The following is a 12,247-nucleotide window of genomic DNA, read 5'->3' as shown; positions in this document are numbered from 1 at the left end:
GTAAATGTGACGCATTCGATCACAATGGAGGCTGTCGGCGGGTAGTCGGAGAGTAATTGTGACGTATTTGATCACAACGGAGGCTGTCGGCGGGTAGTCGGAGAGTAATTGTGGCGCATACGATCACAACGGAGGCTGTCGGCGGGAAGTTGGAGAGTAATTGTGACGCATTCGATCACAAGGGAGGCTGTCGGCGGGTAGTCGGAGAGTAATTGTGACGCATACGATCACAACGGAGGCAGTCGGCGGTTAGTCGGAGAGTAATTGTGACGCATACGATCACAACGGAGGCAGTCGGCGGGTAGTCGGAGAGTAATTGTGACGCATTCGAGCACAACAGGGGCAGTCGGCGTGACCCGTGGATTAATTGTGACGCATTCGATCACAATGGAGGCTGTCGGCGGGTAGTCGGAGAGTAAATGTGACGCATACGATCACAACGGAGGCTGTCGGCGGGTAGTCGGAGAGTAAATGTGACGCATACGATCACAACGGAGGCTGTCGGCGGTTAGTCGGAGAGTAAATGTGACGCATACGATCACAACGGAGGCTGTCGGCGGGTAGTCGGAGAGTAATTGTGGCGCATACGATCACAACAGTGACTGTCGGCGGTTAGTCGGAGAGTAATTGTGACGCATTCGATCACAACAGTGACTGTCGGCGGTTAGTCGGAGAGTAATTGTGATGCATACGATCACAACGGAGGCAGTCGGCGGTTAGTCGGAGAATAATTGTGACGCATTTGATCACAACGGAGGCTGTCGGCGGTTAGTCGGAGAGTAATTGTGATGCATACGATCACAACGGAGGCAGTCGGCGGTTAGTCGGAGAGTAATTGTGACGCATACGATCACAACGGAGGCTGTCGGCGGGTAGTTGGAGAGTAATTGTGACGCATACGATCACAACGTAGGCAGTCGACGGGTAGTTGGAGAGTAATTGTGGCGCATTCGATCACAAGGGAGGCTGTCGGCGGTTAGTCGGAGGCATTCGAGCACAACGAACGCCGCCGCGGAGAGCTTAGCAGCTCTACGCAGCGGTGTTTTTTTGCATTCAGAGGGATTTCGTCGGTAAGAGGCTTAAGCGATTTTCACATTAAGCGTACTTAAGCTCGATGCTCTCCATCTTCGCTTGCTCCGGGTACCACTCCGGTTTGCCATATTTGCGCAAGTAGCCGATGCGGTTCATGTCCGGTTCCACGGACTGCTCCTCGTTTAGCTTTTCGAGCAGCTGCCAGCAGGCGACAACGTCGGCGAGCGCCCGATGAGCGCCGTTGAGCTCGATCCCGTACCTTTTACTCATGTCGGTGAGCGTATGCGGATAGGCATGGCGGGTTCGCGAGATGGTGAGCGTATCGATGAATGAATTGCGGAACGACCGTCCGGCTAGACGAAGCAGAGTATGATGAAGAAAGCTTAAGTCGAACAGCGCGTTATGCGCGACGATCACGCTGTCGCCGATGACGCGATTCAATATTCGAAAAGCCGTCTCTTCATCCATTCCTTTGGCGAGCTGAGCGGATGTGAGACCTGTCAATTCGGTTACTTTTGCGGGCAAATAGCCGTCAAACCGGACAAGAGTGCTGAATTGGGTCGTAATTTCGCCGCCGGAGACGCGAATGGCCGCTATTTCGATGACTCTATCCGCAGCGGGCTTCAGACCGCTCGTCTCGAAGTCCAGTACGGTAATATCGGGAAGCTTCATGGCAGGTATCCTCCATCGTGTGCGCATTTTTCCGTTGTTTACAATTGTTTCAACGAAAGACGACGGATTCCCTCCTTGAAAGGGAGATTTAATGCCCCACCGCCGAGGTTAATGTCCGAATAAGCGCCCGCTTCGTTCTTTCTCCGGCAATAAATCGCCAAAATGCGGGATTTTCGGCCATTCGTGCTATGATGGAAAAAATATCGATTCGGAGGTGAAGGGACCTATGGCGGAGAAACATCGCATCTACCGGACGGCCGACTGGGCGGTCGCCGGATCGATCGTAGGCGCGCTTGCCGCATATCCGTTCCAGCACTCCTTCGCCGGCGGACTCGCATTCGCGGGCTTCAGCGCCGCGGCGATCGGCGGGCTAGCCGATTCGTTTGCAGTGACGGCTATTTTCAAGGACCCTCTCGGTTGGAAATGGCCGGGCTGGATGGGAACGCGGATCATTCCCAAAAACCGCGACAGGCTCATACGCGAATTGTCGGACATGGTTCAAACCGATTTGCTGTCCGTCGCGGCTATTAACGGCAAGCTGCAACAATTCAACCTGGCCGGCTGGCTATTGGCTTATTTCGATGAACGCGACAGCTCCGCGGAGCTGGCCGACTTTCTGCACCGGATCGGCGCCGACCTGTTCGGGTTGGCCGATTCGACCGAATTGGCCGACCATTTGGAGCAATGGATCTTGGATCATGCCGATCAGCTCAACGTATCCGAAATCGCCGCCGATATCGGACAATGGTCGTTAAACAACGGCTATGTCGACCGGGTTGCAGAGTTCATTGTCCATGAAGTTGAAAAATGGCTCTCATCCCCGTCTTTTCGGGCGATGCTCACTGCGCTCATCGGACAAGTGCTCGATTCATATTCATCGGGCAGCGCTTCACGCAAGATGTTCCAGTCCGTCGCAGGTCTTAGTCCGGAGAAGCTTGGCGAGAAAGCGCAGGATTGGCTGCAGAAGCTCGCGGTCTCGCTGCGGTCTCCGGAGCATCCTTACCGGATCAAGCTGAACGAGCAATTGGCCGCCATAATTGTCCGATTGAGAGAGGACGATGCCTTAAGACGCTGGGTAGAAGACGGGAAAATGAAGCTGTTGGAGTCGGCGCGGACTCGTATCGATTTGGCGGGTTGGCTGCAGAGGCGGATGGACGAAGTCCGTGCGGCGGAGACGAAGACGGCATCCAGTTGGCTGCGAGGCTTCATTAGCCAAGCGGTTCGGGCCGGACGAAGCAACCCCGAGACCGAGCAACGTCTGAACGGTGTCCTTAATCGCCTTGTCATGGACGCGGTAGCGAAAAACCATAATGTCATCGGATCGATGGTACGCGGCGGGCTCTCCACGTTCACGGACGAAAAGCTTACGGAATTTGTCCATGAAAAAGCGGGCAAAGATTTGCAATATATTCGGATTAACGGAACGGCGGTCGGGTTTATTATTGGCCTTCTATTATTTGCCGCAACGTTCTGGATAGGAAGATAGCGGATGAAAAAAACAGCGAATCTGGTGTTGTTGCTCGTCGCCCTTGCATTCGGAGCAGCCGTCCTGTGCAAAGCCTGGTGGCCGGACCAATGGTGGTCAACGCTTCTATTCTATATGTCGGAAGCGGGATTGGTCGGCGGACTCGCCGATTGGTTCGCCGTGACCGCGTTGTTTCGCCGTCCGCTGGGCTTGCCGCTTAAGCACGCCGCCATTATTCCGAACAATCGTCTCAAGCTTATAGACGGAGCGGTTCAAATGGTGGAAACGCAGCTGCTGCCGCCGAACGTCATGAAAGAAAGTATCGAAAAATATTCGTTCGTACGCATGGCCGTCGAGCGATTGGACCCGTTAGTAAGGGATGGAACGGTGTATCGAATCGGTTGGAAGGCGCTGCTCTCCTGGTTCGAAAGCATGGATAGGCCGGCGACGGCCGCCATGCTGGACAAGCTGCTTCGCCAAGGGCTTCGCACGGTTCCGGTTACTCCGTACGCGGGCAAGTCGCTCTCCGCTTTGATCGATAGCGGCTTGCTGGAAAAAGGCTTCGACCGACTTCTCGATGAGATAGCCATCAAAGCGGATTCCGAGGACGTTAAGCAAGGAATTCGTTCGATGCTCGAAACGGAGAAGCAACGCAAGCTGAACGAAGGGGGCTGGCTGTCCCGGCTGTTCAAGCAGACGGCCGTCTCGTTCGCGGAATCGGCCGATATTCTGAATCTGGATGAAGCGGCATCCATCGTTCAACGGGATTTGCTCGCGTTCCTTGAAGATATGCACAGGCCGGATCACGAGATGCGTACTTTTCTGCTCGATCGGCTGCGCCGTCTGGCAGACAGTCTTAACGACGACCCGGACATAGCCAAAGCTATCGAAAGCTGGAAAGAGACGACTTTGGAGCGAACCGAATTTTCCAAAGCGATTGAGGATTTGCTTGGACGCACGGCTCAGGCATTGGCGGACGGGGAAGCCGAACGTATGAAAGAGTGGCTCGAACGTCTCATCACCCGTTATTGGGATGTGTTCAAAGATAACGCCTCCATGCAGAATGCGATGGAGCGGCATGTGAAAAGCTTTTTGAGCGACGTTGTGGACAGGGAGCACCGGCTGATCGGTACTGTCGTCAGGGAAACGCTCGATTCGTTCACGAAAGACAAGCTGAACGAATTCGTAGAGAGCAAGGTTGGACGCGATCTGAGCCGAATCCGCATTAACGGATCGGTGCTTGGCGCGTTCATCGGAGCCTGTATGTACGTCATTTTGCACGTCGTTTACGACCCGATCCTGCGCGCTTTTGGCGTATCTTAGCCCGCAGGAAAAACCGCAGCCTGCATCATGCGAGAGGAGAAACGATCAGATGAGCTCCAAGTTCCCGCCGATCAGCGGCAAAATACCCGGCTTCATGCACGGGGCGGACTACAACCCGGATCAATGGCAGCACGATCCGCAAGTGCTTGACGAAGATATCCGGCTTATGAAGCTGGCGGGCTGCAACACGATGGCGATCGGCATTTTCGCATGGGCGGCTTTGGAGCCCGAGGAAGGGCGTTATACGTTCGAATGGCTGGACCGGGTTCTCGACCGGTTCGCGGAGAACGGCTTGTTCGCTTGGCTGGCTACACCCAGCGGGGCGCGGCCGGCGTGGATGTCGGAGCAATACCCGGAAGTGCTGAGAGTCGGAGCAAACCGCGTTCGCAATCTTCACGGCCAGCGGCATAACCATTGCTACACGTCGCCCGTCTATCGGGACAAAACGGGAACGATGAACCGGAAGCTTGCGGCCAGATACGCCGGGCATCCGGCCGTCGTCGGCTGGCATATATCGAACGAGTTCGGCGGCGAGTGCCATTGTCCGTTATGTCAGGACGCTTTTCGAGAGTGGCTGCGCGAAAAATACGGCACGCTGGACGAACTGAACATGGCTTGGTGGACATCCTTCTGGGCTCACCGATATTCGGATTGGCCGCAGATCGAATCGCCCGCCCCCCACGGAGAGTCTATGGTACACGCGCACAATCTCGATTGGAAAAGGTTCGTTACCGATCGAACGGTCGATTTTTGCAAGCACGAGATTTCTTGCATCCGCGAGGTCGGCTCCGACTTGCCGGTCACGACGAACATGATGAATTGGTTCGCAGGTCTGGATTATCGCAAGTTCTCGGACGTGCTGGACGTTATTTCATGGGACGCTTACCCGACGTGGCACGAATCGAAGGACGACAGCCAGGTGGCAGCATGGTTTGCGTTCAATCACGATTTGTTCCGATCTCTCAAAGGTAAGCCGTTCATGCTTATGGAGAGCACGCCAAGCGTGACGAACTGGCAGCCGATCAGCAAGCTGAAAAAGCCGGGCATGCACAAGCTGTCCTCGCTGCAGGCCGTCGCGCACGGATCGGACACCGTTCAATATTTTCAATGGCGAAAAAGCCGCGGCTCCAGCGAGAAGCTCCACGGAGCGGTCGTCGATCACGTCGGCCACGAGCGCACGCGGACGTTCCGCGATGTCTCGGAGCTGGGCGCGTCGCTCGGCTCGTTAGCCGACGTCGTCGGAACAAAGGTCGATTCTCGCGTAGCCATTATCGCCGATTGGGACAATCGCTGGGCGGTGAAGAATTCGCAAGGTCCTCGCAACGCCGGCATTCATTACGAGCAGACGGTGATGGAGCACTATAAGGCGTTCTGGCAACTGGGCGTTCCGGTCGATATTATCGGCTCGGGCGACGGATACGATTTTGGCCGATACGCGCTTATCGTCGCTCCGATGATGTATTTGTGCCGCAGCGAAACGGGAGCGAAGCTGGAGAAATTCGTCTCGGACGGCGGAACCTTGGCGACGACGTACTGGTCGGGCATCGTGGACGAGAACGACTTGTGCCACCTTGGAGGCTTTCCGGGCCCGCTCCGTACAACGCTCGGCATTTGGGCCGAAGAGATCGACGGTCTATACGACGATGAGCGCAACGGGATCGTTCCAGTCGCGGATAACGCGCTTGGCCTAGCCGGGGAGTTCGAAGCCCGCGAGCTGTGCGAGCTCGTGCATCTGGAGGGGGCGGAGGCGCTGGCGATTTACCGCGACGACTTCTACGCGGGACGTCCGGCGCTCACGGTGAACGCTTTTGGATCGGGCGAGGCGTATTATTTGGCAACGCGCGCGTTCGCGCCTTTCTACGAAAGCTTCTACGGCAAGCTCGCGGTGAAGCTGGGCATCCCGCGCGCTCTCGAATCGGAGCTGCCCGACGGCGTAACCGCTCAGGTTCGCACGGACGGAGAGACGGACTTCGTTTTCGTCCAAAATTATAGCGGAGCCGAGCGCATCGTGAGGCTCGACGGCCGTTCTTATCGGGATGCGGAAACCGAAGAGGAGCTGGCCAGCTTCGAGCTTACGCTCCCGGTCAATGGCGTTCGCGTGCTGAAGCGCAATCAAGTCGCGTCCGAGTGAAGATTCTGCCGGGCCGCCATTCTCTTGAACCATAGGCATCTAACCCTTCCGATCCCCATAGAATGTAGGGGACGGAAGGGTGTGATGGCTTGAAACCGGATGGCTTCGACATGGGCAAGGCCATTTTCCTGGCGGCGGTTTGCAGCCAGACATACATGCAATTCAGCCAGAATGGCGCGTTCATCGTCCCGACGGACTACAGCCCTGTCGGTTCGTTCACCGCCGAGTCGCTCGGCGGGGGACGCGAGCTGTTCGGGTTTATTCTGGAATCGGAACGCGATGCGATTGTTGCGTTCCGAGGTACGAGCACGACGGAGGATTGGATCACGGATGCGATGGTCGCGCAGGTCGACTACAAATGGGTTAAGCAAGGCGGTCTCGTTCATCGCGGCTTCGCTCGCGTCTACGGTTCGGCGCGGGAGCAAATACTCGCCGCGTTGAACCGAATGCAGGGCGACAAGCCTCTGACAATCACCGGGCACAGTCTAGGCGGCGCTCTAGCCGTCTTATGCGCGCCCGACGTCTCGGCGAATTCGCGATTTCGACTGCCTTGCGTCTATACGTACGGCGCTCCCCGGGCAGGGGATCCGGCTTACGCGAAGACGTTCGGAAGCCGCGCGGGGGCGAGCTTCCGCGTGCAGAACGTGTACGATGCGGTACCTCACCTCCCGCCGTTTATTATGAAGCTTCCGAGAAGGGGCAAAGTCTACTATTATTCTCACGTTCGCCGGGAAGCTCCGCTCGATTTTCAGAACGGCTCCGTCTCCGCGAACCACGTGATCAGCAGCTATTTCAATGACCTGGCTGGCAAGGATCCAGCGTATGCCAAGCGCATGTGCGCGCGCAACCCCGGCTTTTGCCCGGCTTGAAGCCTTTGCAGGATAGAGAGAATCTATCCGGCGGGGCTTCTTTTTTTACATAACCCCGAATCAACTTTAACGAGGGCTTTACACAGGCCCCGTCGATGATTGCTAGTATGAAGCTTGTAAGAGTTTGCATACGGACAGCTAGTAGACGAGGGGAGAAATGAATCGTGCGGTTCAACACGTGGAAAAAGACGGCGGTCATGGCGTTAAGCGCGGCTATCGTATCTAATGCCGCCTATTTGCCTGCATGGACGCCTGCTGCGGCAGCGGCGGAGGCCAATCATATCGTCATCAGCGAAATATTCGGAGGGGGGTCCCACAACACGGATTCGCCCTACAGGAACGATTTTATCGAGCTGTATAATCCGACCGGAACGGTTCAAAGCTTGCAGGGCTGGAGCGTTCAATTTTTGAAAGTGACCGATTCGACCAGTCAAGCGGACAATATGACGGTCGGCGATGGCACGATCGGCAAAGTAACGTTGACCGGCGATATTCAGCCTCACGGCTATTACTTGATCAAGCTCGGAGCGGGAACGGTTGCGACCGGCTTCAGCTCGGGCTCGGGCAAAGAATTGACCGGCGAGAACGCAGCGGACACTTCCTTGAACATGAACAAGGACGGGGGCATGGTTGCGCTGCTCAGCAGTGACTCCGATTTCGATTTTGGCGCATCCTCCGGGGGCGCGGTCGTCGATTTCGTCGGCTATGGCGGCAGCTCAGGAAGCTCCAAACCGTCTCGTTACGGTGGAAGCAACCCGGCTCCGAAAGGGAGCGCCCAGAAGAGCCTTATCCGCAAGGCCGTAAATCCGTCGGACGGATCGTCGTTGTCGACGTTAACGGGAGTCGGGGTCTTCAAAGGCAACGGCTTTGAGACCGCGGGCGGAGATAACGCTCTTGATTTCGAGGTGACGGCGGACAAGTCGCAGGTCAATCCGCAAAATAGCTCCTTCTTTGAGCCGATGGCAGCCGGGGCGGCAAGCGCTGCCGATCTTACGGTCTCGATGGATTCGACGACGACGGTCGACCCGTCCAATGCTTCCTTCGTCGTGAATGCGACGCACGGTACGCTTAGCAAATCGGAGCTGGCGCAGGGGGCGGATTTCGTGCTTAACGGACTGCCAGCCGGATTGACGGCAACGGCAATCGCTGCAGGTACGGCGATTACGATTACGCTGTCCGGACAAGCTGCAGCCGACGTTCTTGCGGACGTTCCGCTGGCGCTCGTTCTGCTTCCGTCCGCCTTCTCCGATATTTACGGTGCTTCCGAGCCGATTTCAGGTCCTGTTTTGTTGAAGAGCAGCACGAAAATAACGGGGGCGGCAGCCGACAGCACCGTATCGATGAGCGATTCGGCGGCGGTTTCTTCGGCGGATAATTCCTTCGCGATTACGCTCGTGAACGGAACCGTAAGCAACGGTCCCATCGCAGCTTCTCATTTTTCGATTAGCGGGCTTCCGGCTGGATTGACTTTTGCCGCAACAGGCGACGGGGCGAAGACGATTACGTTTACGGTCGGCGGCGCGGCCGCTTCCGGCGTATTCAACGATGCTTCCGTCTCGGTCGTTATTAAGAAAGAAGCGATCGTCTCGGGCGCGACCGAGGACTCGGACATGATCGGCGGAATCGTCGTGAAGCGGCCGTCAGCCGCGCTTTTGAACGATGCCGCTCGCGCGAACGCTGTCACGGAAATTTTGAAATCGGTCAACGCTTTTCATTCCGACGCTTACGACAAAAGCTACAAGTATTCGGAAATGGCGGCCAAGACGTTCAAATTTTTCAGAGGCAACGCCGCGATTTTTTACCGGGATTTAGGAACGACCATTCCGGTGCCGACGGCTTGGAAATCGTGGAGCAACGTCGATACATGGATTGAAGGGGACGCCCATACGCGGAACATCGGCTTTTTCGATCATAACGACGGCGAAGCCTACTTCGACCTCAACGATCCGGACGAATCGTTCAAGGCGCCGTTCTATTTCGATTTGATCCGTTTCATTACGAGTCTGTACATTACGAGAGACGACGTCGGGGCCGTGAAAAACACGAGTACGCCTGCTGAAGTTCGTCAAGCGGCCAAAGACTTCCTGGATCAGTACAGAACGACGCTTACGGCCGTCTCGGGCGAAGGCAACGATTTTGAAAACACTGTTCGTATCGATGAAAGCTTTTTGTTGAACAATGGCTTTAACTATTCGGGCTATATGCTCAAAACGTTCTACGGGGACGCAGCGGCGACGCCGCAAGGCGAAGGCTTGCTGGACAATCTCTCGAATCGGGATTTGCTGGACGGCAATTCGGCCAAAGGAGTCAAAGGGTTCACGAGGGTCGTCGACGGACAACGAAGCTTCGTCAAAATTGCGAATGCAGCCGATTCGACGACCGCCGACGAGAAGCTGCTGGCCGTTACCGCATCGGAAGAAAGCGAGCTTCGGAATGGCTGGTCCGGCTACGCGAATCTAACCCGGTTGGATACGGCCTCCAAAGCCGACTATTTTGCCATTAAGGACATGGCCCGCGTTATCGAAAAAGGGCTCGGAAGCATCGGTGTCCGGCGGTATTTCGTGCTCATCGAGGGGCCGACGGCGGGGACGGACGATGATGTTGTGCTCGATGTGAAGCAGCAACGGACGCCGGCTTCGATCGCCAACCCGTTCGTTTCGCTCGATTATTCGGCATATGCGAGCAAGGACGCTGTTCGTACGAAAGCCGCGTACGATTACATGTCGGCCAAAGAGGATCCGTTCGTCGGCTCGCTTGACGGTTCGTCCAAAACCTATCTGGTGCGTAAAATTTCCGCTTTCGATCGGGACTACGATGACAAAAAGTTTGGCAGCTTCACGGATTTCAAGGAGTTTCTGAAAGCTTCGGCGATGGCTTACGCCTTCGCTCACGCACGGGCGGACCGGGATAGCGGCTTGGGCTACAGCTTTGAGGACAGCGTGCTGCCTCTGCTCAATTCGGACTGGACTTCAATCCGCGATACTCTCGTGAACTTGGGCGAGGATTACGCGAAGCAGGTCGAGGCGGATTACAACCTGTTCAAGGCGGTTCCTCGGGCGAGCTTGATCGATGTTGCAGACCTCGCTTCGTTGGCCGTTGACGCTGGAGCGCTGTCGCCAACGTTCGACGGCGGCAAAAACTCATATACATTATCCGTAGCTAATACCGTATCTACGTTGACCGTTACTCCGAAGCCGGCGGATTCATTGGCGACAATGACGGTAAACGGCGATGCTCTAGCGAATGGCGCAGCGAAGACGATTGCGCTGAACACAGGCGCCAATACCGTGACGATTGTCGTCAAGGCGCAGGATCAATCGACCAAGACGTACATTTTAACGGCGACTCGCGCAGCCGCATCCGACAATAACAATGGCAACAACGGCAACTCCGGCAATGGAAACGGCAACGGAGGGAGCGCAGGCAACGAAAATGGCGGAAGCGGGCCCCTCGTTGTGAAGGCCAATTCCGACGGCAAGGGCAATTCGTTGGCGGAAATATCGGGCAAACAGATCGATGAGCTGATCCATGGTTTGAGCGGCGGCCAATCGGCGGGCAAAGAGCCGGTTATCGAAATTCAAGCGAACGTCGATCCGGGCACAAAGCAGGCGGCCGTTAAAATTTCGGCGGAAGCCGTCGGCAATATCGCGGGCAGTCAGGCGAAACGGTTGAAGATCGGCTTCGGAATCGGTTCGATCTCGTTCGATGAGAAGGCGATCAACGCGATTTCCGGCGCGGCTGTTGGCGAAGACGCGATATTTTCAGTCAGCATAGTCGGCTCGGCCAACGATAGGCCGGTTTATGAATTGAAAATCGCGGTCGGAGGCAAAAGCGTCTCTAGCTTCGGCGGCGGAACGGCGGCGGTCAGCGTGCCGTATACACTGGGAGCAGGCGAAGACGCCAACGCGATCGTCGTTTACTACGTAGCTGAATCGGGAGAGAAGACACTCGTAACGAACGGTGAATTCGACGCTGCAACGGGCCAAATCTTGTTCAAGGTCGTCCATTTCTCAAAATACGAAGTGGCCTATAACAAGCGTTCATTCGGAGATATCGGCGGAAGTTTCGCGAAGGACTCAATCGCTTTTTTATCGGCTCGCAATATTATTTCCGGGTTCGGAGACGGTTCTTTTGCACCGAAATCGAGCGTCACGCGCGCGGATTTCATCGTGATGCTGGCGAAGCTGGCAGGAGCGGAGCTCGGAAGCTATGGCGCGCCTTCCTTTCAGGACGTTGCTTCGGACGCGTATTATGCCAAGTCGATCGCATGGGCGAACGGTCTAGGAATCGCAGGAGGCACTGGCGGAGGGAAGTTCGCGCCGAAAGCCGCCATCACGCGCGAGCAAATGTCTGCGATAATCGTCCGATTCGTCAGCGCGACGCAACAAGCGGCGCTGCCGCAGACAGCCGCTCCAATTACCTTCGAGGATCGGTCCGAAATTCAGACGTTCGCTTCGGCCGCCGTAACGACCGTGCAACGCGCGGGCCTTATTAGCGGCAAGACGATCGCCGGGAAGAAAGGCGTGTTCTTCGCGCCGCAAAAGGCTGCGACACGGGAAGAGACGGCGGTTATTCTCGCCCAGCTTCATCGATTGATCGTTCGGTAATTTTACGGACAGAATTGCTTAGGACTTCATAACCGTGTTTCGGCGAAGCTGCCGAGGCGCGGTTTTTTTGCCGCAGCGGGCGAAATGCGGTCTTGCGCTGCCGAAAAGGGATTGCGTATAGTAGGCTCATACAAGTATGTGGAATATG

The 12,247-nt window shown here is 56.2% G+C and carries 6 protein-coding genes; 5 read left to right on the top strand and 1 reads right to left on the bottom strand.

The features are described from left to right. Window positions 1-1,095: 1,095 nt before the first annotated feature. Window positions 1,096-1,704 (bottom strand): 3'-5' exonuclease, encoded by a 609-nt coding sequence (locus D3H35_RS08720; RefSeq protein WP_119148700.1) that lies wholly within the window; start codon window positions 1,702-1,704, stop codon window positions 1,096-1,098. 226 nt (window positions 1,705-1,930) lie between these two features. On the opposite strand from D3H35_RS08720, the gene D3H35_RS08715 reads away from it, so the two are divergent. The 5 genes from D3H35_RS08715 (at window position 1,931) to D3H35_RS08695 (ending at window position 12,099) form a co-directional block, all read left to right on the top strand. After that, a complete protein-coding gene (locus D3H35_RS08715; RefSeq protein ID WP_119148699.1) occupies window positions 1,931-3,190 on the top strand; it encodes a DUF445 domain-containing protein in 1,260 nt (419 codons plus the stop codon). 3 nt (window positions 3,191-3,193) lie between these two features. Next, a complete protein-coding gene (locus D3H35_RS08710; protein ID WP_119148698.1) occupies window positions 3,194-4,492 on the top strand; it encodes a DUF445 domain-containing protein in 1,299 nt (432 codons plus the stop codon). A gap of 49 nt (window positions 4,493-4,541) precedes the next feature. Then, window positions 4,542-6,623, top strand: coding sequence for a beta-galactosidase (locus D3H35_RS08705; protein ID WP_119148697.1), 2,082 nt, complete (start codon window positions 4,542-4,544; stop codon window positions 6,621-6,623). Between the two features lie 89 nt (window positions 6,624-6,712). Further along, entirely contained in the window at window positions 6,713-7,492 is a 780-nt protein-coding gene (locus tag D3H35_RS08700; RefSeq protein ID WP_233567839.1) for a lipase family protein, read from the top strand. A 164-nt stretch (window positions 7,493-7,656) separates the two neighbouring features. Then, window positions 7,657-12,099 carry a DUF2252 family protein gene (locus D3H35_RS08695; protein WP_119148696.1) on the top strand — a complete coding sequence of 1,481 codons (4,443 nt, stop codon included), beginning with the start codon at window positions 7,657-7,659 and terminating at the stop codon, window positions 12,097-12,099. Window positions 12,100-12,247 lie beyond the last annotated feature (148 nt).

The sequence above is a fragment of the Cohnella faecalis genome, from assembly GCF_003570905.1.
In the GTDB taxonomy this organism is placed as follows: Bacteria; Bacillota; Bacilli; order Paenibacillales; family Paenibacillaceae; genus Cohnella; species Cohnella faecalis.
Note: the sequence above shows the minus strand (reverse complement) of the source record. Positions and strands in the feature narration are given on the sequence as shown.